The 25,184-nt window shown below is 52.2% G+C and carries 19 protein-coding genes and 3 pseudogenes; 16 read left to right on the forward strand and 6 right to left on the reverse strand.

What is annotated here, in order from left to right; genetic code table 11:
* Positions 1-289: 289 nt before the first annotated feature.
* Positions 290-1,912, forward strand: coding sequence for a methyl-accepting chemotaxis protein (locus RC73_RS15765; protein ID WP_039035552.1), 1,623 nt, complete (start codon positions 290-292; stop codon positions 1,910-1,912).
* 209 nt (positions 1,913-2,121) lie between these two features.
* On the opposite strand, the gene RC73_RS15770 is transcribed toward RC73_RS15765, so the two are convergent.
* Complete coding sequence (locus RC73_RS15770) at positions 2,122-3,984, reverse strand: methyl-accepting chemotaxis protein (RefSeq protein ID WP_039035553.1); 1,863 nt, start codon at positions 3,982-3,984, stop codon at positions 2,122-2,124.
* A 499-nt stretch (positions 3,985-4,483) separates the two neighbouring features.
* Positions 4,484-4,843: pseudogene (locus tag RC73_RS20185) on the reverse strand (transposase); the annotation flags it as partial.
* Between the two features lie 188 nt (positions 4,844-5,031).
* On the opposite strand from RC73_RS20185, the gene RC73_RS19940 reads away from it, so the two are divergent.
* The 5 genes from RC73_RS19940 to RC73_RS15800 all read left to right on the forward strand — a co-directional run bounded on the left by RC73_RS19940 (position 5,032) and on the right by RC73_RS15800 (position 9,328).
* Positions 5,032-5,667 (forward strand): hypothetical protein, encoded by a 636-nt coding sequence (locus RC73_RS19940; protein WP_143078420.1) that lies wholly within the window; start codon positions 5,032-5,034, stop codon positions 5,665-5,667.
* Positions 5,668-5,885: 218 nt separating this feature from the next.
* Complete coding sequence (locus tag RC73_RS15785; protein WP_082014351.1) at positions 5,886-6,989, forward strand: metal-dependent hydrolase; 1,104 nt, start codon at positions 5,886-5,888, stop codon at positions 6,987-6,989.
* Between the two features lie 325 nt (positions 6,990-7,314).
* Entirely contained in the window at positions 7,315-7,872 is a 558-nt protein-coding gene (locus RC73_RS15790) for an RNA polymerase sigma factor (protein ID WP_371873330.1), read from the forward strand.
* Positions 7,869-8,393 carry a hypothetical protein gene (locus RC73_RS15795; protein WP_039035554.1) on the forward strand — a complete coding sequence of 175 codons (525 nt, stop codon included), beginning with the start codon at positions 7,869-7,871 and terminating at the stop codon, positions 8,391-8,393. The genes RC73_RS15790 and RC73_RS15795 overlap by 4 nt, the downstream gene beginning before the upstream one ends.
* On the forward strand, positions 8,390-9,328 hold the full coding sequence (locus RC73_RS15800; RefSeq protein WP_039035555.1) for a DUF4097 family beta strand repeat-containing protein: 939 nt from the start codon (positions 8,390-8,392) through the stop codon (positions 9,326-9,328). Before RC73_RS15795 ends, RC73_RS15800 begins: the two co-directional genes overlap by 4 nt.
* Positions 9,329-9,375: 47 nt before the next feature.
* Here the strand turns inward: RC73_RS15800 and rsuA are convergent, their stop codons facing one another.
* Complete coding sequence (gene rsuA, locus RC73_RS15805) at positions 9,376-10,068, reverse strand: 16S rRNA pseudouridine(516) synthase RsuA (protein ID WP_039035587.1); 693 nt, start codon at positions 10,066-10,068, stop codon at positions 9,376-9,378.
* 289 nt (positions 10,069-10,357) lie between these two features.
* On the opposite strand from rsuA, the gene RC73_RS15810 reads away from it, so the two are divergent.
* The 4 genes from RC73_RS15810 to RC73_RS15825 all read left to right on the forward strand — a co-directional run bounded on the left by RC73_RS15810 (position 10,358) and on the right by RC73_RS15825 (position 14,419).
* Positions 10,358-12,457: a M13 family metallopeptidase gene (locus RC73_RS15810; protein ID WP_039035556.1), complete on the forward strand. Its 2,100-nt coding sequence runs from the start codon at positions 10,358-10,360 to the stop codon at positions 12,455-12,457.
* Positions 12,458-12,599: 142 nt separating this feature from the next.
* A complete protein-coding gene (locus RC73_RS15815) occupies positions 12,600-13,382 on the forward strand; it encodes a RelA/SpoT domain-containing protein (RefSeq protein ID WP_039035557.1) in 783 nt (260 codons plus the stop codon).
* A 68-nt stretch (positions 13,383-13,450) separates the two neighbouring features.
* Complete coding sequence (locus tag RC73_RS15820; RefSeq protein WP_039035558.1) at positions 13,451-13,855, forward strand: SMI1/KNR4 family protein; 405 nt, start codon at positions 13,451-13,453, stop codon at positions 13,853-13,855.
* A gap of 60 nt (positions 13,856-13,915) precedes the next feature.
* The gene (locus RC73_RS15825) at positions 13,916-14,419 is read left to right on the forward strand and encodes a DUF4447 family protein (protein WP_039035559.1); all 504 of its coding nucleotides are present in this window, start codon (positions 13,916-13,918) and stop codon (positions 14,417-14,419) included.
* A gap of 46 nt (positions 14,420-14,465) precedes the next feature.
* On the opposite strand, the gene RC73_RS15830 is transcribed toward RC73_RS15825, so the two are convergent.
* Complete coding sequence (locus tag RC73_RS15830; protein WP_028780886.1) at positions 14,466-15,092, reverse strand: glutathione S-transferase family protein; 627 nt, start codon at positions 15,090-15,092, stop codon at positions 14,466-14,468.
* A 243-nt stretch (positions 15,093-15,335) separates the two neighbouring features.
* Positions 15,336-17,918, reverse strand: coding sequence for a TonB-dependent receptor (locus RC73_RS15835; protein ID WP_039035560.1), 2,583 nt, complete (start codon positions 17,916-17,918; stop codon positions 15,336-15,338).
* A 214-nt stretch (positions 17,919-18,132) separates the two neighbouring features.
* Between RC73_RS15835 and RC73_RS21255 the strand changes: the two are divergent.
* The 5 genes and pseudogenes from RC73_RS21255 to RC73_RS15855 form a co-directional block, all read left to right on the forward strand.
* Positions 18,133-18,375 (forward strand): annotated as a pseudogene (locus tag RC73_RS21255) (PH domain-containing protein); the annotation flags it as partial.
* Positions 18,367-18,903: pseudogene (locus RC73_RS21500) on the forward strand (divalent metal cation transporter); the annotation flags it as partial. The pseudogenes RC73_RS21255 and RC73_RS21500, both read left to right, overlap by 9 nt.
* A gap of 9 nt (positions 18,904-18,912) precedes the next feature.
* Complete coding sequence (locus RC73_RS15845) at positions 18,913-20,076, forward strand: serine hydrolase domain-containing protein (RefSeq protein WP_082014352.1); 1,164 nt, start codon at positions 18,913-18,915, stop codon at positions 20,074-20,076.
* 104 nt (positions 20,077-20,180) lie between these two features.
* Positions 20,181-20,645, forward strand: a complete 465-nt coding sequence (locus RC73_RS15850; RefSeq protein WP_039035562.1) for a DUF1456 family protein — start codon at positions 20,181-20,183, stop codon at positions 20,643-20,645.
* A gap of 225 nt (positions 20,646-20,870) precedes the next feature.
* Positions 20,871-22,559: an NAD-dependent malic enzyme gene (locus RC73_RS15855; protein ID WP_039035563.1), complete on the forward strand. Its 1,689-nt coding sequence runs from the start codon at positions 20,871-20,873 to the stop codon at positions 22,557-22,559.
* Positions 22,560-22,615: 56 nt separating this feature from the next.
* Here the strand turns inward: RC73_RS15855 and RC73_RS15860 are convergent, their stop codons facing one another.
* Complete coding sequence (locus RC73_RS15860) at positions 22,616-23,053, reverse strand: DUF3069 domain-containing protein (protein WP_039035564.1); 438 nt, start codon at positions 23,051-23,053, stop codon at positions 22,616-22,618.
* 264 nt (positions 23,054-23,317) lie between these two features.
* On the opposite strand from RC73_RS15860, the gene RC73_RS15865 reads away from it, so the two are divergent.
* Entirely contained in the window at positions 23,318-25,174 is a 1,857-nt protein-coding gene (locus RC73_RS15865) for a tetratricopeptide repeat-containing diguanylate cyclase (RefSeq protein WP_152608456.1), read from the forward strand.
* Positions 25,175-25,184: the final 10 nt, after the last annotated feature.

A 25,184-nucleotide genomic window follows, 5' to 3' on the forward strand; every position in this document is an offset into this window, starting at 1 on the left:
TTTGCTCGGTATGGACGGCTTCAAAGCCTTCCCAGAGCGCAATGGGAAAGGTAATATTCGACATTGAGAACGGTTGGGGTTGGTCATTGTTTTGGTTTGGCGACTAAACAATAACTCTCCAACCGTTTTCATTTCCAGTCCACGCTAATCTGCGATGAACCTCAAATTTGCCCCTCTCTCGTCTCACGCGTTTCATACTTTTTTGCTATACCTTTTGTATGGCTCAACAAATTGGAATGACAGGGCCTCATCCAAGGACAAGTTCCCTTCTGGACCAAGGTTCTCAAGCATGAAGTTACAACTGAAACACAAGATGTTGCTCGGTATGGCCGTGCCTCTTCTCTTGATGCTGCTACTGTGCGGTATCGCCATCAATATCATGAACCAAATCGACTCAGGGGTAGAAAATATCTACAGCGACCGGGTTGTCCCACTCAAAGATCTCAAGAGCATAGGTGATGATTACGCCGTCTTTGTTATAGACGCGATCAACAAGGCCAATGCCGGAGACTTCAGTGCCGAACAAGCCAGTACCGCGCTCAATGAAGCTGACAGAAGCATCAAGCAGAAATGGCAGGATTACACAGCCACTCAGTTGACCGCCAGAGAATCACAACTGGTCAATGAGGCCAAGCGGCTGTTTATTCCCGCCGATGAGCAGATAAAGCGTCTGCAAAATAAATTGGCCACCCTGAGCGGTAATATTCAGGGCCAACTCAGCCAGGAGATCATGCCTCTCTATCAGGTGATAGATCCCATCAGTGGCAAGATTGCCGAATTGGTGACCCTGCAACTTGATGTCGCTAAACAAGAAAGAGAGCAAACCCAAAACCTCTACTCCTCTTCCGTTGTGCTGTTTATCTCCCTGGTCAGTGTCGCCATTATTGCTAGCTTACTACTCAGTGTCTGGGTCAACCGCAGCGTCATGTTACCCATAGGCGATATTCTCACTCAGTTAAAGAAGATTCGCAGCGACTCGGACCTAACTGTGCAATTCAAAACCTTCAACGCCGATGAACTGGGGCAGATATCCGATAACTTAAGAGATGTAATATCTCACCTCAGAGGGATCCTCAACAATATCGCCAATGCCGCCAATACGGTCAGCGACTCAGCGACAGAGCTCTCCAGCTTCACCCAACAAACCAACGAGCGGATGCACAGACAACAGGCTGAGACAGAGCAGACGGCTACTGCCATGAATGAAATGACCGCCACAGTCTCCGAAGTAGCCCAAAGCACCACGGCCGCTGCCGACTCCGCCCACAGCGCCGATGCCAGTGCCGCCAATGGCGATTCAATAGTGCAGGAGTCGATTGCCAGCATGGTGGCCCTCTCAGCGCAAATTCAGGGTACAGCGCAGGTGATCACCCACTTGGCCAATGAAAGCCAAAACATAGGCAGGGTATTGGATGTGATTAAGGGAATTGCCGAGCAAACCAATCTGCTGGCACTGAACGCCGCCATTGAGGCGGCCCGTGCCGGCGAGCAGGGGCGGGGCTTTGCCGTAGTGGCCGACGAGGTAAGAACCCTTGCCAGTCGTACCCACAGCTCAACCCAGGAGATTGAATCCATGATAGCCACACTGCAGACAGGTGTGCAGGAAGCGGTGACGGCGATGGAGCAAGGCATCACTCAGGTCGAACAGGCCAACAGCAAAGCCAATATGGCCGGTGAGGCCTTGAAAGAGATAGTGGTGTCTGTCGATTCCATTGCCCAGCTCAATACCCATATCGCTACCGCCGCCGAAGAGCAAAGCAGCGTGGCCGAAGATATCAATCGCAGCATTATGGCAATCAGCGACATCACCCAACAATCGGCCCAGGCAGCCAACGAGTTAACCGAGTCGGTCAGCAACTTAAGCCATCTGGCGGAAAACATGCGCGCCGAAGTGGCCCGCTTCCGTCTCTAACTCTCTGAGGGCCCTTCGGGGCCTATTTTTTATTCCCTGCCAACTCCAAGCCTTTTGTGAACCCAAAAACTTTGCCGCCATTCCTGGCAGCCCCCTCGAAAAAAGCCGTCTCCACAGCAGAGCAAGAAAGTGCCACAACCGCTAAAGACTACGACTGCAACTAAAACAAAACCGCGGACATGCCGCGGTTTTCGCCTGTGCCTGGAAAACTAGATTTTGAATTGGCTCACCGCCTGATGCAGATAGTCGGCGCGGTGACGAACCTCATCGGATGCCGTGGCATTCTCTTCTGCCGCCTGAGCCGACTCCTCGGCAATATCGCGGATCACCACCACATTCTTGTTCACCTCGGCGGCCACCATACTCTGCTCTTCAATGGCGGCAGCTATTTGAGTGCTCATATCCATAATATTGGTGACATCAGCATTGATCTGCGCAAGCAAGGTGCCGGCACTGGCCGCCTGCTGGGCACTCTCACCGCCCTGCTTTTGGCTCTGCTCCATAATATCCACTATCGAATGGGTGCGGCTCTGCAGGGTTTGAATGATACCAGCAATCTCTTCGGTCGACTCCTGAGTTCGCATCGCCAGGCTGCGCACCTCGTCGGCCACCACGGCAAAGCCTCGGCCCTGCTCGCCGGCACGGGCCGCTTCAATGGCGGCATTCAATGCCAACAGGTTGGTCTGTTCAGCGATACCGCGGATCACATCCAACACACTGCCTATGGTCTGGCTGTCTTTTTCAAGTTCGGCCACCACCTTGGCAGAGTCGTTCAGTTGTTGCGCCAAAGACTGGATCTTATTGATAGTATCTTCAACCTCAACCTGACCATCCTGCGCATTGTTGTGGGTCTGTTCCGCCTTACCTGCGGCCAGTTCAGTATTCTTGGCAATCTCGTCTATGGTAGCGCCCATCTCGGTGATCGCCGTAGCGACCATATCGGTTTCATTCAGCTGTTTCGACACGCCTTCCGAGGCGCTGATGGCATTGCGGGACAGCTCTTCACAGGAATGGCGCATGGCATCCACTGATTCGATAACCTGTTCGATCAGCTTCTGGAAACTCTCCACCATGCTGTTAAAATGACGTCCTATCATGCCCAGCTCATCGTTGGAGCCCACATCACAGCGCAGCGACAGATCTTTTTGAAGCTCGATGCGGGAAATGACATCCGTGATACGCTCGACCGGCCTCATAATACTGCGGATAATCATCACAGTACTGACCACCAACAACAAAGCAATAAGACCAAATAGTGCCAACCCCAGCATGAAGCTGTACTGCTGCTCGTTTTCCACCTTGGCTATTGCCAACTCTTTCAGCTTGGTAGATGAGCTTTCCGTGGCAAAAATCGCTTCTCGCAGCTGCCCCATCATGCCCTTGGACTCGTCGAGCCCCAACTCCTGCTCCTTGGCCACCAAACTCTTAAAGCTTTGCTGATATTTGCTCATCAGTTGCTCAATATTGCTACGAACACTGAAGTCCAGCAAACTGGCATTGAGCGCCTCATTGAAACGTTCGATATTGGTATCAAACTTATTGAGGTAGCTGAGATCCCGCCGCAACATAAAGTCTTTCTCATTACGCCTCAGTTGCAGCATCAACACCATAAGCTCAGACACATTATGCTCTGCCACCAAGCTTTCGACATTGTGCACCGCTGAGCGTAGCTCACCGTAGAGGCCACTCTTGGGGCTCAAACCTATCTCACGCTGTAATTGCACCACCCCGGTAAACAACTGCCGGTAGTTGGCAAAATCACGATTAAAGCTGTTTATCGGCGCCTCGGGGAGATCATACTCCTTGAAGATCAGTGCCAGTTCTTGCATCAACTGCGCCGTGGCCTGTGCTTCCTGCTGATGTATCTCGACATACTTGAGATCCTGGCGGCCAAAAAAATCCTTTTCATTCTTGCGCATGCTTAATACTTCTTTGTCCAGCTCAACCACTTTCTGGATGGCGATGGACAGTTCTGTCTGCACCGAGCTGGAATATTGCTGCAGTGCAAACATCAATACCAAGGCACCGATCGAAACGGCGGCACTCAGTAACAACTTGTGGCGAATAAGCATGGTGTTACCTCAATAAAAAGAGTCACTCTAAAAAAATAGTCGCAATTCTGTCCCCGTGTCAGTTGAGTTAATCCGGTAACAAAAATGTCATCTTATATTGTCAATGATTAACCTATTGAAAAACAGTCACTAGCCTTGTCACTGTGCAAAAAAAACTAAAATTTTTTCTATTAACTGAGTCAAAAAAACCGAAAGCGCCAAGCATCTGTCGTTCAAGGAAGGTTTTAACCCTACAAACAGCAATTGCATGCGATATTCAACAATCAGAAGTGAATCCAAGAAAGATCTAAGGAAAGTGCAAACAAGCCCCATGTATTCTCTGCGTCGGCTTACAGATCTGGATGCAAGGCGTGGTTCGCAGCAAATGGCTAAGTCCTTTGCATGCCGGTAATATCAACTGGATCTACTTATACAACAGCCAAAATGCAATCGATAAAGAAACCCTGAGTCTGGATGGCAAGTCTTTCGTACGGGATTGAGAATACAACAATCTGGGAGCCGTGGTAATGCCTCGGGCATACAGCGAGATGATGCGGTCATCGAAACCACCTAACTGCTTTTCATCTTTCTTTATCAGCTGAGAGGTGAAGGTGCCCTTGCGGTCACGAGGAATATCCAGCTTGATATCACCGTGAACGCTGCGCACTGTTTTCGTGGACTTCCCGTTACGAGAGTTGCCGGAGTTTTTACCTTCCGGTGCATGTTTTGCATAGCCAAGATGCTGTTCCATTTCGGCATTTAAGGCACGCTCAGTGACCTTTTTGGTGAGTTGCTTGAGAAGTCCAGCGTCACCGAGAATATCATCGGGAGAATTACAGCCAACGAGTAGCTGATTGATAAATTTGTCTGTTATTGGCATTCGACATTCCTTTTAAGAAGTTAAAAATGCCACTTACACAGATATTGTTACACTCTCAAATGTCAAACTGTTTGCCAATTGAAATGGTTTACATTTACATTTCAAGATATAACCATTACAAATCCATTGTTACCTCATGAGGTATAAACCGTTGGTATCAGCAACAAAAACTAACTGAGGGGCTACACATGTTGGCAAGTTATTATTTACCAAGGCGAAGGCTGAGCTATCACTTAGGATATCTATTCTTAGTGAGCATGTTCGCCACACCTGTATTGGCTCAAGACGATCAAACTAATTCACTTCCTATCCCAGAGGGTTATCAAGCCGTCTATCAACGTTCCGTTATCCAAGATGACGTGCCGATGACACTCACACGCTATGAACGGCAAGACGGGCAAAATACGGGCTTACAAGGTGAGCATTTCAGTACCTTATACAGTAAAGATGGGACACTCATGGGTTTTATGAATATTACGTCCAGCGTGGTGGCTCACCCCTTGCCTTCCGAGAAAGAAAGTGAGCGAGTAGCCCGTGAGTTCCTTGCATCGCAGGCTCCCGATCTGCTCACCAACATGCGTATTACCTCTATAGCAACCTATACAAAACCCCTACGTCTTACCGCCACTAACGAGACAGTCGATGTCTCTGGGGTAAGGGTTAAAGCCTACAATAACTCAAGCAGTAACTGGTTTTGGGTCGTCGTTGGCAATGGCAATCAAATCTTATCCTATGAAAGGGATGTCGGTTGGTCTTACATCAGATTCCAACGCAGCAGTGAATATTGGTTGGATGATCAATGGTTACTCAATCAAGGCTATTAGTCACCATCGTCTAATTTAAAGTGGAAACCATGATAGATAGTGTATAGAAAAGCAGGTGTGACTGTTTATTCTGTACACAAAATTTCTGTTCATCGTTCAGGCCTACTCGCCGTTCTGATTGAACCGATATGATTGCTGATATTGACACAATCTGTGAGTTCTGGTGCTGCTCATCACTCAACAAGGCGCGAGCGTGATAGTAAAAAAAGGGGGGCAATATGGATTCATTATCTCAAGCACTCTTAGGTGGTGCGATTCAAGGAGCAATGCTAGGGCACCAGCAAGGGCGACGCTCTTTAATTTACGGGGCGGCTTTAGCGACACTGCCAGATTTAGACGTATTTATCCGTTATGCCGATCCTGTATCAAACATGACATACCACCGTGGCTTTTCGCACTCCATTTTTGTTTTGCTCCTTCTCGCGGCACTGCTGACTTGGTTGATCGGTAAACGAGGGATCTCGTACAGTCACACCAGACTTTTTGTGACACTGTCACTAGTTCTCATCACTCATTCGCTACTTGATTCGTTTACTATCTATGGTACGCAACTTTTCTGGCCACTTGGGATCAAGCCAGAAAGCTGGTCAGCTATTTTTATTATTGACCCCATTTATACTCTTCCCCTATTGGCGGCCGTTATTTGCTTTATAAACAAAGGTTTTTCGTCCAAGATCCGGCGGCTCTTAGTGATCTCTATAGTCTTCTCGACGGGCTACCTGTTATTTGGCTTGTTAGGGAAAAATGCAGCTGAAAACCGTGTTGCCAACTTTTTTCAAACCCAAGGTATTGAAGTTTCGGAGTTGCGAGCCGTACCTACCCCCTATAACACCTTAGTTTGGCGTGTTATAGGAAAAAGTCCTGATGGTAATTATCATGAGGTGATCACCAGTTGGTTCGACAAAGGCAACCCAGAGTGGATAACGCAACCACTCAACTTGGATCTCGCCCAAGTACTTGACGGGAACGAGTTACACCAACGTCTTAAATGGTTTACGGGCGACTGGTTACGTTATGATATCATTGATAACAACTTAGTAGTCAGCGATTTGCGCATGGGGATCCCTACTTTGTACACCTTCCGCTTTTCAGTCGCTGAGTGTACAGACTCTGGCTCTCTCGTGGCAAGTGTACCCGAGACTTGGCCTAGCCGTATGGCCTCATCAGCAGAAACGCAGATGATTTTTGGTCGAATCTTCCAACAAGATCCCCCGTTGCCACTGACGCAATGGCAACAGCAAAATCTCTCCAATACGAATACGCTCGTGTGTAGCAATGCGGTATCACCACAAATACCATCACAGACCATCACAAACAGCTAAATCACAGGTGGCTCTAAGGAAGGCGCGAACAAGCCCCATGTATTCTCTGCGTCGGCTTACAGACCTGGATGCAAGGCGTGGTTCGTAAATCCTTAGCAAGAAGCACAACACAGCAGGCAGGCCCTGTAAACGACTCTCTTCGGGGCTTTCACAGCAACCGGCTCTCTACAAAAGAGAACGCCGATAGGGCTTATTCGCACCTTCCCTAACAATTACTTTTCCACCACCAGATAAATTCTTGGTTTTTTTAATTCTTTTTTAAACCTTTTAAGCGGGTCAAACTATCCAATTACCATGACTCGCCCAAACCATTAAGGACAGCCCAGTGAATGCCAGCCCGCAGCTGACAGAAACCAGATACCAGCAAGAAGTGGACTTCCCGCTGGTGCAGCGTGCCCGTTTGGGGGACAAGCTTGCCTTCGCCGAGCTCTACCGTCTGCACCATGGCAGAGTCTATGCATTGTGTTTGCACCTGGCCGGCCAGGTGCCACTGGCAGAAGAGATGACCCAGGACTGCTTTATCCGTGCCTGGGAGAAGCTGGACCAATTCCGCGGTGAAAGCAAATTCAGTACCTGGCTGCACAGCCTGAGCGTCAATCAGGCATTGAGTAGTTTGAAAAAGCAGCGCAGCTTCTGGGCCAGATTTCTGCCTGTGACCACAGAGGCAGACACAGAAGAGTCAACCACAACCCACACGGAGGAAACCTCTGTGTTGGAGCGCAAGATCCTCAAGTTACCCGAGCGGGCCAGAGTCGTGTTTGTGCTGTTTGCCATTGAGGGCTACAGCCATGAAGAGATAGCCGCCATGATGGGCACAAGTACCGGTACCAGCAAGGCGCAGTACCACAGGGCAAGAAACTTGCTTCAGGAGATGTTGTCATGAACAAGCAGCCAACATTGGAACAACTGCTAGAACAACTGCCACGGGAAAAAACACCCGAGCGCGACCTCTGGCCTGAAATCGCCGCCAGGCTGGAACCATCTCAGCCACCCAAGGCCGCAAACGCCAGCAACGGCTGGCGCAATCTGGCTATCGCCTGCAGCCTGCTATTGGTGTCTCTGCTCGGCTATCAGGGCTTGCAGCAACAACCCCAAAGCCGCGTCGACCCACAGATGCTGGCCATGCTGGAGCAGTTGCAGTATCAACACCAACAACAGGTGAAACAACTGGAAGCCAGTGTCAATTTCGGCCAATGGCAAAAGGTCAGCATGACCACGCCGCTCAGTCGCGGCATAGATGAACTCAGGGAAGCCGCCACGCAGATATTCCAGGCACTAAAACAAGACCCGACCGATCAACAACTTTGGCAACTCTGGCTTTGGGTACAGCAAAGGGAGATAGAGCTGCTCACCCGGGGTGAACAACTGCCAACTCAACTCGACCAACAAGGAATCAGCATATGAACAAGATATCACTAACCCTACTCTCTTCAGCCCTGCTGCTGAGCCCGGTATTGCAGGCGGCCGAGAAGGTCGATCAAAGCGCGGCGCTGGAGTCCGGAGCCAAATTGAATATCAAGATCCAACGGGGAGAGGTGAAGATCCGCAGTTGGGACAAGGCTGAAGTCGCCATCAAGGGCAAGCTGGATGAGCTCAGTGAAGGCCTGGTGTTTGGTCAGCAGGGCGGCAGCTTTGTTATCGAAGACAAGCTGCCCAAGAGCTATAACAGCCGGGACAAAGACGGCTCAAAGCTGGAGATCTTTCTGCCCGCCACCGTCAATATGAAGCTCAAAGGCGTTTCCGCCGATTATGACCTTCAAGGATTGGAGGGTGAGATCAACTCAGCCAATGTCAGTGGCGATATCAAGGGCCAGGATCTCAAAGGCAATCTGCAACTGACCACGGTTTCCGGCAGTATCCACACCCAGAGCAACCAGGGTGAACTGTATCTGGAAACCGTTTCCGGCGACATTGAGGATAAACAGAGTCTGGGCAAGGTGAGTTATCGCCTGGTGAGCGGCGAACTAAACGCCGAGAGTGATGCCATAGAAGTGGAGCTGGATCAGGTCTCGGGCAAGAGTCAATTGACCCTCAAGGCTCCCGAGTCACTCAAGGCCAGAACCGTCAGTGGCGACTTGAGTATTGCCATGCAAAGCCTGGCCGGCAATGCCAATGTCGATAGCGTCAGTGGCGATATTGAACTCAAGTTTGCCAAACTGCCGAATGCCGCCTTTGATATCAGCGGTGGCCCAGGTGGCAAGATTGACAACCAACTGACCCAGGACTCACCGAAAAAAGCCAAGTACACCAAGGCTGAATCGCTGCAATTCCAAAGCGGTTCCGGCCAAGCCGATGTCAATATCAACACCATCAGTGGCCGGATTAAACTGCAGCAATAATCAGCTGTATCGCACCAAGGCCTCCAGCTGGCCTTGGTGCCTTTTCTTCAGCCTACCGAGGCTATCTCCGCTTCGGTCAGATAACGCCACTCACCGGGTTCCAGTTCGCTATCCAGTTCTATGGCGCCGATTGACTCACGATGCAGGGCTTCCACTTTGTTGCCCACAGCGGCAAACATACGTTTCACCTGATGATATTTACCTTCGGTAATGGTTAACAAGACTTCAGTCGGGCTAATTAACTGCAGCTGCGCCGGCCGGGTCAGCCCCTCTTCCCGGTGCAGCGCCAGGCCAGCGGCAAATTGTGAGATCAAGTCTTCAGTAACTGGGCTGGCCAGCCACACCCGGTAGCGTTTGCCGCATTCCTTCTTGGGAGAGGTTAGCTTGTGCGACCACTGACCATCATCGGTAATCAACACCAGACCTGTGGTATCAGCATCCAGGCGCCCGGCAATGTGCAGATTCTCGGGCTTTTCTATCTCCAGTAGACTGATGACCGAAGGATAGACCTCATCCACGGTTGAGCAGATAGTATCGACCGGCTTATGCAACATCAGATATCTGTTGCCTATCAAGCTGATAGGTTCACCGTCGAAGCACACTTTCATGCCGTCACGCACCTTGAAGCTGGAGTCCTTGACGATTTCACCATCGACACTGATTTCACCGCGGTGCAGCGCCTTCTTGGCCATGGAACGGGTCAGCTCTGTAGACTCACAGATAAATTTATCTAAACGCACTTGGCTATCCAACCTCTTGAGTTATGCCGTGTCAATTGCGCGCCATTATGGAGCCTGACAAGCTAAAGGGCAAAGACTGTCAAACGCTCACTCAAATAAGCGCCTGTAACCTTTGCTTACAACTCCCGCGTCGCCGAAGCTCACTGTCGTCGCAGCGGGACTTGTTTACATTCCCACACAGGCCTTAACATAGGCATCACTGCGGTTTTTCCCGAACAAACGGGTGTGCAGCCAATCTGATAAAAATGTCCCCTAGCGGGACAGCAAAGAACAAAGAAAAGGAAACAGCATGAGAAAAGTACTCATTGGGGGATTGTGTGCCTCACTCATCGCAGGCCTATCTGCCTGTAATGACAAAACGGCTGAAACCCAGGCTGAAGCAGCCAAACAGCCGGAAGTCGCCAAAACCGCAACTGCCGCCGCCGTCAGCCAAGCCCTGGGTTCGGGGATTGAATTTGCCAACTTTGATAAGTCTGTTCGTCCTCAGGATGACTTCTATACCTATGTCAACGGCGGCTGGATCAAGAACACAGAGATCCCGGCAGATCGCACCAGCACAGGCGCATTCTATGACCTCAGGGAAAAATCCCGTGACGATGTCAAAGCCATTATTGAAGAAGTGGCGCAGAGCAAAGATCTCAAGCCCGGCAGCGACGAGCAAAAAGTGGCCGACCTTTACCGCTCCTTTATGGACAGCGATACGCTCAACCAGTTGGGGATCAAGCCACTGGAGAGCGAGCTGGCAATCATAGATGCCATCAAAGACAAGCAAGCACTGGCGGCCTACTTCGGCAAGAGCCAAATTCTCGGTGGCGGCACGCCCATGGCCTTCTATATCGATGTCGATGCCAAGGACTCCAGCCGCTATGCCACCCATATCTGGCAATACGGCCTGAGCCTGCCGGAGAAAGACTATTACTTCAACGAAGGTGAGCGTTTCGTCAACATCCGCAAGGCCTTTGTTGAGCATATCGCCAAGATGTTCACCCTGGCCGGTTTTGCCGAGCCACAACAAAGCGCCGAAGCCATCATGAAGCTGGAAACCGCCATCGCCGCCAAGCATTGGGATGTGGTTGAAAGCCGTGACAGCACCAAGACCTACAACAAGTTTGAGGTCAAAGAACTGTCAACACTGGCGCCGGACATCGACTGGAACGCCTACCTGACTGCGCTTGGCGCCGACAAGCAAGCCGATATCATCATCAATCAGCCCAGCTTTATCGAAGGCCTGAACCAGATAGTTAAAGACACAGATCTGGCGACCTGGAAAACATATATGCGCTGGCAGCTGTTGACCCACTTCGCCTCAGATCTGAGCGAGCCGCTGGATAAAGAAAACTTCGAGTTCTTCGCCAAGACACTCAACGGCCAGCAAGAACAGGAACCTCGTTGGAAGCGCGGTGTTGCCAAGGTCAACAGCCTGCTGGGTGAAGTCGTGGGTAAAGTATACGTCAAGCGCCACTTCGCCCCTGAAGCCAAGGAGCGGATGGAGCATCTGGTGGAAAACCTGCGCGGTGCCTACGCCGACAGCATAGATGAACTTGAGTGGATGGGCGCAGACACCAAAGTTGCCGCCAAGGAAAAACTGGCCAAGTTCAACCCGAAAATCGGCTATCCCGACAAGTGGGAAGACTACAGCAAGCTGACTATCAAGGCTGACGACCTGGTCGGTAACGAGATCCGCGCCGGTGAAGTGGAACATCAGAAACAACTGGCCAAGTTGGGCAGCCCCATAGACAAGGGCGAATGGCACATGACGCCACAAACCGTCAACGCCTACTACAACCCGACCATGAACGAAATCGTGTTCCCGGCCGCCATCTTGCAGCCACCTTTCTTTAATATGGCTGCCGACGATGCCGTCAACTATGGTGGTATAGGTGCGGTTATCGGCCATGAGATGGGGCACGGCTTTGACGATCAGGGTGCCAAGTTCGACGGCGAAGGCAATATGCGCGACTGGTGGACCGAGCAGGATCTGAAAGAATTTGCCGCTCGCGGCAAGGCGCTTATCGCCCAGTACGACGGCTACTATGTGTTTGACGACCTACACGTTAACGGCAGTCTGACCCTGGGTGAAAATATCGGCGATCTCTCTGGCGTCACCATAGCCTACAAGGCCTACAAAAAATCCTTGGCGGGCAAAGAGGCTCCGGTAATCGACGGTCTGAGCGGTGATGAACGCTTCTTCCTCGGATTCGCCCAAATCTGGCGTGCCAAGATCAAAGAGGAAGCCATGCGCAACCGAGTGGCCACAGATCCTCATTCACCGGCTAAGTTCCGCGCCATAGGTTCACTGTCCAATATGCCGCAGTTCTACAGCACATTTGACGTGAAGCCAGGTGACGGCATGTATATTGAGCCGGCCCAGCGCGTAAAAATCTGGTAATTTTACGCTTGCCAACAAAGGCGCCTCAAGGCGCCTTTGTTTTTAGATGAATAAAGTTTCATTTGAGGTTCAGCAAGGGTTCAGAGCCAAGTGCTACATTGGAGTCAAAGCCACTTAGAAGTCATTCTGGATGCGAGGCCCCATGACCCGATTATTCCGCACTTTCCTGGTTTTCCTGTTATTGCTTTCGGCGCGCACCGCCTACGCTCAGCCTTCAGAGTATGAAGCTGAACCAAGAGACGACAGCGGCTACAGCCAGCGCCAAAACTCGGCCCTCCCATTCAATGCCCTCAAGAAACAAAGCTTCAGCGCCCCAAGGCAGCCCGTCTCCAGCCTCAATGCCCTCTACCAGCAGGCACCGATGGCACAAAATGAATTGCACAGTCTCCTGTCACAGATAGCCAATCAGAGCGAGACTGAGCTGCTCCTTGCCAAAGTGAAAGAGCGTCAACGGGCCGAAGCCAAGGTGGCGCACAAGCTGAATAACGACCCCGCCGCCCTGACAGATCTGGTGCGAGCCACCCTGATAGCCGACAACCTTGATGACCTGCAGCTGGCCTTTGACACCCTGAATAAACAGGCCAATGTGCTACAGGTCAAAGACAGGTTTGCCCAGCCAAAGGCCTCTGGCTATCGGGATATCAACCTGCTGCTGCAACTGCCGAAAAGTGGCCTGATTGCCGAAGTTCAGTTGCACTTAAGGGAGATTGCCGCCATCAAAAACGGCGCCGAGCACCAAGTCTATGAAGAGGTGCAGGCGATGGAACATAAGGCTGCCCGCGAGCAAAGGCCGCTGAGCGAGCTGGAACTGGCCCGGATCCAGAAGCTGCGCCAGGAATCACACAAGCTGTACCACAAGGCCTGGTTAGGTTATAAACGCCAACAAACCCAGACTCTTGGCATAGAAAATACCATAGTCGCCTGACAAAGCTTGTCAGCGGCCAACAAGCCGCTATACTCCAGCGCATTGACCCTCGGCCAAAGCGTAAAATCATGCATGAAATCATAGAGCAACTACAGGAACTGTCAGAGCAGGTTCCTGTACCGCTGGATCTGCCCGGCTTTGACGATCTGGTGGATATCGAAGAGCAGATACTCATCCCTCTGCCTGCGGAGCTGAAAGAATATCTGCTGCATGCCAGCGATGTTATCTATGGCAGCCTGGAGCCGGTGACCGCTGCCGATCCCCAGTCCCACACCTATCTGCCGGAAGTGACCTCCTATGCCTGGTCGCTGGGAATGCCCAGAGATCTGATTGCCATCTGCCAAACCGGTGATGACTTTTACTGCATAGATCAGGAAGGTGTGGTCTACTTCTGGAACCAGGACGGCCTGGATGAAGAAGATTGCTGGGAGTCATTCTGGCAATGGGTCGAAGACGTCTGGCTGCAAAGCTGACACAGGTCGGCATTCCCTAGGCGCCACGCCATCAGACACATAGAAAAAACAGGAAGCATTATGTCCAAACAATATCCGCTCAACGCCATCGAGTTTCAGTGCCTGCGCCAATCTCTTGGCTTGGGCACCGCCCAGGCCGCCGAGTTGCTGAAAGTCGATGAAGCCGAGTTGCTCTCCTGGGAAACGGGCGAGGTGCAGGTAAGCGAACTGGCTCAGAAAAAACTGCTGGAAATCGACGATATTATCGAGATGCAGGTGCTGAACACCTGTGATGGTATCGAGGCCATGTTCAAGAAAGAACCCAAGCGCCGTTTGGCCTTTGTGGTTTATCCTACCCAGGCGATTTACACCCAGTACAACCCTGAGTTTTTAAGCTCGCTGCCACTCACTGAGTTGTACAATACCGCCGCCTGGCGGATCAAGAAAGAGTGCAAACTGGTGCTGGAAGTGGATATCAGCCTGGTGCCACTGGATGTGGAATCCTACAAGGCCTTCAGAGAGCAGCAAGGCGGGCTGGGGGAGAGCCGCGAAAGCCGCGCCAAGTGGGCGGCCGCGCAGCTCTGAAATATCACGGCCCTGAAATACCGCGGCTTTGAAACCAGAGTTTGAATTAATCAGTTAAATTGGCGCTGGCTTTGTCCAGCGCCTTTTTCATTGCCGGACGCAGGTTAAGCCTGTCTCGGTAAGCCGCCAGTTTGGGCGGGATCTGCTGCTCAAAAATGGTGGCCCAGTTCAGAGTATGGGCCAGCAGTATATCGGCCACAGTCAATTCATCACCGAGCAAGAATGGGCTATCAGGCAGCCACTGCTCGGCAATGGCCGCGGCCTTGTTGAACTCCCATACGGCAGTGGCTTGAATCGCCGCCACCCGCTGCTCCTCCGGCAAGGCAAACCTGTGCTTGCCCATGGTCCATAACGGCTGCTCCAACTCGGTTATCACAAAGCTCAACCATTGATGATGATGCCCGGAGGCTGCCGTGCCGGGCTTGGGCAACAGACGCCCCTCACCGTAACGCTCGGCCAGATAGAGCATAATGGCCGCCGATTCGGTCAATACCAGACCGTCATCCTCGAGCACGGGGATTTTGCCGCAGGGATTAAGCGCCAGGAACTCAGGAGTGCGGTTCTGCTGCTTGGCCATATCCACAAAGTGGAACTCCCAGGGCAGTTCCAACTCTTCCAACAACCAGGAAACCCGCAGCGCCCGGCTTCGCGGCGTGCCATAGAGTCGAATCATATTACTTTCCTTAAATTGCCCTGTCGCCATAAGCAATGGCTAACGCAGGTATGGTGGCAGAAAAGGCGCCCGCAGGCGCCATGATGATAAGGTCAACAGCAACAAGATACTCCCACTGCCTCAAGCTTGTCACTCAGTCCTTATTTCTCGGCTCTTATGTCTCACTTCTTATGTCTCACTTCTTATCTTAACTCTCCAGCATCCGGCCCTTGCCAGTTTGCCATCAAGGGCCGGGGGCCTGCCTCAGAAGTTAAGACTGACCTTGGTGTAGATGAAACGGCCTCTGGGATTATGCACAGACATCACATAGCCATAGAGATCGCCATCGCCATCGCCTATGGCAAACGGCGGCTCTTCATCCAACAGGTTGTTGACCCCGAGCGTCCACTTGAACATCTCGTTGAAACGGTAGGAAGCCTGCAAGTCCACCAGGAACTGGGCATCCACCATACGTGACTTGTTCTCGGTAAAGTCGAGGGCGCCGTCGAAGTTGATATCCGGCGTATCCTCAAATTCACCTATGTAGCTGACATTGAGGTTGGCGGCAAAGTCACCCATGGTCCAGTTAGTGCTGGCCAGCCAGCGGTACTGGGGATACTCATACTCGCCGGTATAATCCAGGCCGTCCTTTTCAAACTTATCCAGATAGCTCCACTCAAGGCCAAACTTGAGATCGCCATAGCTGTCCAGCTCCAGGCCGTAGTGAGCCGAGATATCCAGGCCCTGGGCCTCCTGGGAGCTTAAGTTAACAAAGCTTGAGTGAATCACATCAAGCACCCCGAGCGGCTCGCCACCGGCGGGGGGCAGGCGCACACAGATAGCGCTGTTTTGATCATTACAGTTGGCGGCATAGATATCGCCCAGAGGCTGCTCGTCTATCTTGTTGTCCTGGGTGATGTTCCAGATATCGAAGCCGATATCGAACTTCTGGCTCGGCGCCCAGATCATACCTATGTTCCAGGTTTCCGACTCCTCGGCGTCCAGATCCGGGTTACCGGCAAATACCGTGTTGTAATCCAGTACCTCACAGTCGGCCTCGGAGATACCCTGAGCGGCGCAGGCATAGGTATCTTTAAAGAAGTTACTCTTTTCCGAAGGGCCCAGGCCTATCTGAGCCAACGATGGTGCCCGGAATCCCTGGGCCCAGGAGGCGCGCATACTCAAGTCTTCCGTCATGCCCCAGTGGAATGCCACCTTAGGATTGGTGGTGGAGCCAAAATCGCTGTAATGATCGTAGCGCCCCGCCAGTTGCAGCTCAAAGCTGTCGGTCACCGGAATGGAAAACTCCAGGTAGGCGGCATACTGATCGCGCTCGGCCGCGGCGGAAACCGCTTCAGTCCCGAAGATAAGCCCGCGCTGGAACTGCTCATCGGGCACATCGCTGACATCCTCTTCACGATATTCCATCCCGGCGGCCAGCATGATATCCCTGTCTGCCAGGGTAAAGGCATGCCCCGAAATGCTGGCATCATAGGCGGTAATATGTGACTTGCCCTGACGCACCAGACTGGTGGTAATGGCATCTATCACCTCGGGTGAGTTGATGGTGCCGCCAAAGGGGTTGTAGTTGCCGAGATTGATTTGCTCCTGCAGATAGTCCACCCGCACCCAGCCCTGGCTGCGATCCCCTGTCTGGGTCGACTCACTGCGCCCCTTTTGGGCCGAGACTTCCCAGTCCCACTCCTTGAAGCTGCCGCGCAGACCGGCCACTAATCTCAAGCTGTCGGACTCGATATCCCAGCGGCGGGGACCGGCATCCACTGTGCGGAAGCGACCTATGTCAATATCCTGACCAAAAGGATTGTTGGGATGTGAACCGGGAACCGTCAAACCGGCGGTTTCATCCAGCGGTGTGGCGGCGCCACCGGCCTTGGAAGTATTGTGCTGAGCCGCCAACTCCAAAAAGGCGGTCAGGGCGTCACTCAGGTGATACTCAAACTGACCTATGGCGCCTATGCGCTCGGCCTCGGGGATCACCAAGTTATAGGGGCCATAATCGAACAGGCAGCTGCCGCTCGATGTGGCGGAATCGGCCGGACAAGCCGGATCTATGGTCTTGACGCCATTGACATAGAAATACCCGGGAAAGCCCCGCGAGGAACGGAAATCCTCCCCGCCCCAGGGCGACTGATTGGCGGTACCAAACTGCCCCATCTCATCGGCGCTCAGGGTCGAGTTGCTGAAGTAATCCAGGATCACAGACGCGCTGCCCTTGTCACTCATGGTGCCCCACACCAGACTGGCGGTCTTTTCGTTGTAATTGGGGCCATCTGTGGCGCCATAGCCGAGATTGACTTCAATGCCTTCGATGTTTTTCCTCAGCACTATGTTGACCACCCCGGCGATGGCATCCGAGCCATAGATGGCCGAGGCGCCGTCCTTGAGTATATCTATCCGCTCAATGGCCGATACGGGAATGCTGTTGATATCGACAAAAGAATTGCTGACCCCTTCGGCAAAGGCGCTGATGGAAACCCGGCGACCATTGATCAGCACTAAGGTTGCATCCGGCCCCATGCCACGCAGGCTGATGGCGGCGGCACCGTTGGCGGTAGAGTCCTGGCTGTTGCCGCGGGTGGAGAAAGTGCCGGCCCCGGCCGCCGGCATTCTTTCCAGCAACTGCTGCAGGTTGTCGTAGCCCATGTTGGCAATATCTTCCTTGCCTATGGATTGAATGGGCGATGGGCCTTCCATATCGGTACGTTTGATCCGCGAGCCTGTGACTTCGATACGCTCCACAGACTCCTCGGCCGCGAAGGATTCTCCGGTAGGGGTCAAGGCAAGTGCGACGGCGCAGGCACTCAGGACAAGGTGAGGTCTGTTCATAATTATCCCTAATTTCTTCAGCTGTTTTTGTGGAAAACAACCACGACTACAAACTTCCGTGTTGTCATATTTTTTTAACATTTACCGATTCAACTTAACTCTTTAATATCTAAAGTCAATGCCTCTACCCGAGGTAAATTTGATTTTACTGATATAGGAAGTCGCCATGTCCACAGCCGCCGCGCCACTGCTTCAGGCTCGCTTTGCCGATAATATCGCCAACATAAGCGCCGAGCTGACCGAGCGTAAGCTAGTGGTGCGCCGCGGCCTACTGACCCGCACCGAAAATACTGTGCCCTTGGATAAAATCACCGACATGGCGCTTATTCAGCGGCCACTGATGCGCCTGTTCGGTCTGAAGAAACTCAAGCAGGAAACCGCCGGACAATCCGGCAATAACGCCCTGATAAGCCTGGTTGGCATAGTCGATGCCGACGGATTTCGCGCCGCAGTGCTGGCACTGGTGTTTCTCAACCTGGGTGCCGGTACCATGCATGACTCAGGAGCCTCCTTTGCCGACTCGGGAGCCCAGTTTACCGGGCAGTTGATCTCCCTCTACGCCAGCGTGCTCAGGGAGTGGAGCCGTATGCTTATCGCCTTGGTGGCGCTGTTGTGTATTTTCTCCACCACTGTCACTGTGCTCAATGGTTACAGCCGCCCCCTGGATGCCGGTTGGCGCCTGCTGCTTGAGCGCCGCCCCAGCGGTAAACGCCTGGCGGTGATCCTGCTGGTTATGTCGCTGCTGGCCTTGCTGCTGTTCCTGTTCTTCAAGGGTGCCTTGCTATCACTGTTGGAATTGGTGATGATCCAGGCCTTTATGACCACCTGCATTTTTGCCTGGTTGAATCTACGGCTGATGAGTTCCAAAACCCTGCCGACTGAGATCCGTTACGGCAAGGGCATGCAACTCTGGGGCTGGCTGGGACTCGGTTACCTGTTTGGCTTTGCGCTGCTGTTTATCTATTGGTATTGCTACATCAAATAAGGAAGTTGCATGAACTGCTCACCGCTGGCAAAGCCGCGCTTTTTAGGGCCAAACCTCTCATCGACAGTCAAAGGCATCACCATGGCCTGCATGCTGGGATTCACTTTAAGCCTGAGCGCGGCGCCAGGGCCCAAACTAGAGCCGGCACCAGGCAAGGGTTCGGCGCCATCTGCCTGCCACAGCCAAGAGCTGACACAACAGCTACAGCTGATAATCAAGCAAAACCCCCTGCCCTTCAGCGGCGTAATCGAGTTAAGGCAAGGTAAAAAGACACTGCTGAGCCATGCGGCCGGAGAAAGCCTGGGCAAACCCATCACCTCTGATAGCCAATTTGTGCTGGGTTCACTATCAAAGCAAGTGTTTGCCGTCTTGGTGATGCGGGCGATAGAAAGAGGCGATTTCAAGCTCAATGACAGCGCCGCCGCCCTGCTCGGCAAAAAGGCCGAACTGGATCCGGCCATCACAGTCGCCATGTTGCTGAGCCACACATCCGGCATAGGCATCCAAGGACAAGCCTTGCTGTTCACCCCGGGCAGCGATTTTAAATACAGCAATGACAATTATTGGCTGCTGGCCGAGATCCTCAAGCGTAACGGCAGCAGCAGTACTCAATTGCTGCAACGCTTCTTTGATGCCGAGGGGCTTGAGCTCAAGGCCCGCACCGGCAGTATTGAAAGTATCCAGGAACAGTTACCCCATCTGGCGATAGGAAGAACCGAGACAGACAGCGGCTTTGAGAGCGTGGCCGAGCAGTTGACTCTCACAGATAAGCTGCTGGCCAGCGGCGCCCTTATTGGCTCCGCCTCTGCCTTTGCCGACTTTCAGCAGGCCCTGCATCAGGGGCAACTACTGAGCCCTGGCGGCTATCTGCAACTGCTGGCGCCAAGAGGCAAACGCCCCCATCGTTGGGGCGAGCTGAATTATGCCGCCGGAATACAACTGAGCCCTGAGTTGCCCCTGGAGTTCAGCCACAGTGGTTACATAGCGGGTTATATCAGCACGGCGATTTATTATCCGGACTCGGGCTTCAATCTGCTGGTGCTGGAAAACACCTCTTGGTCACTCAAAGATATAGGCCGGGTGTTCGCCCTTCACGACAAGCTGCGACAAGCGGTGCGCGAAACGGCCGCGAACTGTCCACTGGAAAAAGCGGCAAATCTGCCCGGCTTTTAGGTATAATGCCGCAATACTGCGGAGCCTCCGCGCCTAACGCACCTAAGTCAATCGCCAGACAGTGTTAAAACTAAGCCGGGAGTCAAACCGGCCCAGGGACATTCATGACCAACAACGATATTCTGCGCCGCTTGCGCTTTGTCTTTAATTTCAACGACTCCAAGGTATTGCGTCTCTACGCTAAAATGAAGCGTGAAATGAGTGAAGCTGAGCTGGCCGGCCTGCTCAAGAAAGAAGATGAAGAAGGGTTCCGTCCCTGTGACGATCGCACCCTGTGCCAATTTCTCGATGCCGTGATCATCGACAAACGCGGCCTGCGTCCCGGCAGTGGCATTCCGCAGCCGCTATCCAGCCTGAACAACAACATCATCTTCAAGAAACTCAGAATCGCCTTGGAACTGAAAGAAGAAGATATTATTGCCATTCTTGAACTGGCCAACTTCCGTATCGGCAAGGCTGAGCTGAGCGCCCTGTTCCGCAACCCGGAGCACAAGCATTACCGCTATTGTGGTGATCAGTTAATGCGTAACTTTATCAAGGGCTTGTCACTTAAATATCGCGGTAAGTAAGCCAACAAGCAACGACTGATTTCTCCTTTGGAACCAGGCATCCGCCTGGTTCTTTGTTTTGTGTCGTTACCCTCTTAGGCTCAGGCCAATCCGGTTTGCCGCGTTTTAAACAAAATTTTTGCTCAAGCCCTCGCCCGCAGGCAACAAAGATCACATTTCGTGGTAATCTATGCGGATTTAGATCACAGCCCGTCATCCACCAACAAAGAACATAAAAGGTTAGCCATGGACGATAATAAACGCCCCTTATATCTGCCTTTTGCCGGTCCGGCTATTCTCGAAGCGCCGTTGATCAACAAAGGTAGTGCATTTACCGAGGAAGAGCGTATTTTCTTCAACCTCGAAGGCTTGGTGCCCTACGTGATTGAAACGATCGAAGAGCAGGCCTCACGTGCCTACGATCAGTTCAAGAACTTCAGCAATGATCTGGACAAGCATATCTATCTGCGCAATATCCAGGACACCAACGAGACCCTCTTCTATCGTCTGGTTCAGAACCACATCACAGAGATGATGCCTATCATCTACACCCCAACCGTCGGGTTGGCCTGTGAACGCTTCTCCAAAGACTACCGCCGTAACCGCGGCCTGTTTATCTCCTATCCGAACAAGGATCGCATCGACGACATACTCAACAACTCCACCCGTCACAAGGTGAAGGTGATAGTAGTTACCGATGGTGAGCGTATTTTGGGACTCGGCGATCAAGGGATCGGCGGTATGGGGATCCCGATTGGAAAGTTGTCGCTCTATACCAGTTGCGGCGGCATCAGCCCGGCTTACACTCTGCCCATCACCTTGGATGTGGGAACAGATAATCCGCATCTGCTGGAAGATCCCATGTATATGGGTTGGCGCCACCAGCGCATAGGCGGTGAAGAATATCTGGAATTTATTGAAGCCTTTATGCAGGCGGTTCATCGCCGCTGGCCCGAGGCCTTGATCCAGTTCGAAGACTTCGCCCAGAAAAACGCCATGCCGCTGCTGGAACGTTACAAGGATAAATACTGCTGTTTCAACGATGACATTCAGGGAACCGCCGCCATCACAGTTGGCTCACTGCTCGCCGCCTGTAAGGCCGCCGGCACTCAGTTGAGCCAGCAAAGAGTTGCCTTCCTCGGCGCCGGCAGCGCAGGTTGCGGCATCGCCGAAGCGATTATTGCGCAGATGGTTTCCGAAGGGATAAGTGATGAGCAGGCCAGACGCCAGGTGTTTATGGTCGATCGCTGGGGATTGTTGCAGGACAATATGCCCAACCTGTTGCCATTCCAGCAGAAGCTGGCGCAAAAGCGCGAAGAGCTGCAGCAATGGAGCAACTTCGGTGACAACATCTCATTGCTGGATGTGGTCAACAACGGCAAGCCGACAGTGCTTATCGGGGTTTCCGGCGCCCCTGGGCTGTTCAGCGAGGAGATCATCCGCGCCATGCACAGCCACTGCCCAAGACCGATAGTGTTCCCGCTGTCCAACCCCACCAGCCGGGTTGAAGCCACGCCCAAAGATATTCTGCATTGGACCAATGGCCAGGCGCTGGTTGCCACCGGCAGCCCCTTTGAGCCTGTGGTCATAGACAACCAGACCTATGAAATCGCCCAGTGCAACAACAGCTATATCTTCCCCGGCATAGGCCTTGGGGTATTGGCCAGTGGTGCCAAGCGGGTCTCCGATGAGATGCTGATGGCCTCCAGCCGCGCCTTGGCAGAATGCTCGCCGCTGGCGCTCAACGGCAGTGGTTCCCTGCTGCCTAAGCTGGAAGAGATCCAGAAGGTCAGCAAGCACATCGCCTTTGCCGTCGGCAAGGTCGCCATCGAGCAAGGCCACGCATTGCCGACTTCCGATGAGATGTTGCAACAGGCTATCGAGAGTAATTTCTGGCAGCCTGAGTATCGCCGCTACAAGCGTACTTCCTTCTAAGAGCGTCCGCACACATAAAAAACCGGCATATTAAGAAGATAATGCCGGTTTTTTATTTAGCCATTGGCTATCACATCTCGAATACTGTTGAGCAAGCGCCTATCGGTACGGGCCTTTTTCAACTTGCGCACACTCTCCTTGAGCGCCGACTGTGAAATACGATCATATATGCCGCTATATTCCTGCTCGGCAATAGCCTCGTCGGTATCCGCCAACTGGGCGATATCCTGGGCCATCAAACTCAGTTGCAACCAGGCCGAAGCGATAAAAAAGCCGTGAAAATCGGCTCTGGGCAGCAACTTGGCAGCACTTGGCGGCAGCTTGTCCCAAGCCTGTTTGAACTCAGACTCCTTATCATCCAGCAGTTGTTCAAACAGACTGTCATAGGCTTCTTTCAGCGCCGTCGGCAACTTATCCATGGGCAGAACTTGAGAGCAGATATTGATGGCGGCACTATGTGCCTGTTGCCGGTATTGAGCATCAACTTGAGTCATTGTGTATTCCGTCTAAAAGCGATTGGCGGCGAGTATAGCACCGGCATGAAACAGCAATCCATCTCCAATTGGCACCATGAAAATACCAAAAAGTCAGCGAAATAACGGAGCCAAGCGGGCTCAAAACCAGGTAACAGGCATTGGATGAAACCCTACTTGGTGCGCAAATTTAACGATTTATTGCTGGTCAGCCAATGCCCTGGTGCGTATGCTTAGTAACATAATATAAACATATCTCTATCGGTAAGCGTGAAGTCATACTTTTTGAAATCAGCCTTCGCTCTGCTACTTTTGTCCGGCATGGTTCCGCTCGCTCAGGCATTGGATAACCCCGAGGCAGATAAGTTATTCAAACTGCTTGAAAATGGGCAGGTCAATAATGTTGCCAAGGTGGAGCAAACTCTAGAGCGGATAGCCCAATTGTTGGCAGATAAAGATCTTGATCGCCAAGTAAGACTCAGGCGCGCCCGCTGTTGGAGCTATGACATCAATAATAATGCCAAGGTTGATGCTGCAATAGATTACGCCAATACCCAAGAACAGATGGCTGAAAATCAAGCTTATCCGGAAGCCCTGACCGACTTTCGCCTGTGCCATGGTTGGTACTCTCAACTCAAAGGTAATATGGAGCAGGCCAAAGCCGACTATGACCAAGCCTTACAACAAGCCTACCAACTCGAAGACCGCCGGTTAATCGCGGATGCCCGCAGTATGCGTGGTGCCATGTATTCTTTTCAGGGCAATTTTGCACTGGCATTGGAAGATCTTCTGACCGCCCAACAGCTCTATGAACAACTCAAACTGGATTATTGGAGCCGCTACAACTTGGTTGATCTCGCTACCAGCTTTCGTCGTTTCGGCGATCCGCAGAGTGCACTCAACTATTACCGCCAATTGGAACAGGCTTATCGCCAAGGAGGCCATGAAGAACAAGCCTATATTGTCAATGGCGAGATGGCCATAGCTCTCGAGGAATTGGGAGATTTCGAAGCGGCTGTAACCAAATTCCAGCAGTCTTACAACTATCTCAAACGACAAGGAATGACTGTCGAAGCCGCAGGAGTTTCGGTCAATATGGCTGGTTCGCTGTTGAAACTCGACAGAATAGAGGATGCCAAACAGGCATTGGAACGCGCCAAACCATTTGTGACCGAGCAACAGGGTGGCTTTTACAGCTTTATGCAACTCTACAGCGCCGATGTGCTGCTGCGCCAAGGTCAGGCGGAACAAGCTATGGTCCCCTTGGCCAAGGCAGAACAGAGTTTTCGGGATATCAGTAATGACAGGGGATTGGCCGAACTCTATCTGCTCAAAAGTGAAGTATTGGCCGCACAGGGACTTTGGCAAGAATCAACAAACGTGCTCAAATCATATATCTCCCTGCATTCTGAACTGGATAGTAAGCTTCAGTCATACCGCACCACAGAGATGCGTACCCGCTTCAATGCCGACCGCATGGCAAAAGAAAACCAACGTCTGCTGGAAAGCGAGCGTCTCAAAGAACAGGAGGTGCAGATACTGCAGCAAAACCGCCTGTTGCAGCTGGCGGTGCTGATCCTTGCCAGCATCATTATTTTCATTATGGCGATTCTGGCCTATAAACAAACCGGAAGGTCACGTCAATTTCAGAAGATAGCCCATACGGATCATCTCACTCAGTTGGCCAACCGACGCTATACCTATCAAAGGGGAGAAGCGTTATTCAATCAGGCCAAACATTCAGGCGTACCTATGTCTGTTATTCTGTTTGATGCCGATAACTTCAAGGATATCAACGACCAGTTTGGTCATGATGGCGGTGATAAGGTACTGCAACATCTGGCGAGCGTGAGCCAAACGCTTATTCGTGAGCAAGATCTACTGGGGCGGATCGGTGGTGAAGAGTTTCTGCTGCTGTTGCCGGAAACCAGTCGAGAAGAATGCCTGAAGATTGCTGAGCGTTTACGTCAAACCTTGGCAGAGTCAAGTCCAGAGGCGCTTGCAGGCGAGTCCAGAGTCACCATCAGTGCCGGGGTGGCGACTCTCAATACCGAGTTACAATTTTCAGAGCTGCTGAAACTGGCAGATAACGCTCTATACCGCGCCAAAAATAAAGGGCGTAATAGGGTAGAAAGCGCCTGAACCTCCCCCA

The sequence above is a fragment of the Shewanella sp. ECSMB14102 genome, assembly GCF_000813075.1.
GTDB lineage: Bacteria > Pseudomonadota > Gammaproteobacteria > Enterobacterales > Shewanellaceae > Shewanella > Shewanella indica.

Bases quoted from the DNA above. Each gene is read 5' to 3' on its own strand.
- RC73_RS15785 (WP_082014351.1), top strand. From the start codon at position 5,886: ATGGATTCATTATCTCAAGCACTCTTAGGTGGTGCGATTCAAGGAGCA.
- RC73_RS15810 (WP_039035556.1), top strand. From the start codon at position 10,358: ATGAGAAAAGTACTCATTGGGGGATTGTGTGCCTCACTCATCGCAGGC.
- RC73_RS15825 (WP_039035559.1), top strand. From the start codon at position 13,916: ATGTCCAAACAATATCCGCTCAACGCCATCGAGTTTCAGTGCCTGCGC.
- RC73_RS15765 (WP_039035552.1), top strand. From the start codon at position 290: ATGAAGTTACAACTGAAACACAAGATGTTGCTCGGTATGGCCGTGCCT.
- RC73_RS15800 (WP_039035555.1), top strand. From the start codon at position 8,390: ATGAACAAGATATCACTAACCCTACTCTCTTCAGCCCTGCTGCTGAGC.
- RC73_RS15770 (WP_039035553.1), bottom strand. From the start codon at position 3,984: ATGCTTATTCGCCACAAGTTGTTACTGAGTGCCGCCGTTTCGATCGGT.
- RC73_RS15845 (WP_082014352.1), top strand. From the start codon at position 18,913: ATGAACTGCTCACCGCTGGCAAAGCCGCGCTTTTTAGGGCCAAACCTC.
- RC73_RS15835 (WP_039035560.1), bottom strand. From the start codon at position 17,918: ATGAACAGACCTCACCTTGTCCTGAGTGCCTGCGCCGTCGCACTTGCC.
- RC73_RS15795 (WP_039035554.1), top strand. From the start codon at position 7,869: ATGAACAAGCAGCCAACATTGGAACAACTGCTAGAACAACTGCCACGG.
- RC73_RS15815 (WP_039035557.1), top strand. From the start codon at position 12,600: ATGACCCGATTATTCCGCACTTTCCTGGTTTTCCTGTTATTGCTTTCG.
- RC73_RS15860 (WP_039035564.1), bottom strand. From the start codon at position 23,053: ATGACTCAAGTTGATGCTCAATACCGGCAACAGGCACATAGTGCCGCC.
- RC73_RS15850 (WP_039035562.1), top strand. From the start codon at position 20,181: ATGACCAACAACGATATTCTGCGCCGCTTGCGCTTTGTCTTTAATTTC.
- RC73_RS15855 (WP_039035563.1), top strand. From the start codon at position 20,871: ATGGACGATAATAAACGCCCCTTATATCTGCCTTTTGCCGGTCCGGCT.
- RC73_RS15820 (WP_039035558.1), top strand. From the start codon at position 13,451: ATGCATGAAATCATAGAGCAACTACAGGAACTGTCAGAGCAGGTTCCT.
- RC73_RS15830 (WP_028780886.1), bottom strand. From the start codon at position 15,092: ATGATTCGACTCTATGGCACGCCGCGAAGCCGGGCGCTGCGGGTTTCC.
- RC73_RS19940 (WP_143078420.1), top strand. From the start codon at position 5,032: ATGTTGGCAAGTTATTATTTACCAAGGCGAAGGCTGAGCTATCACTTA.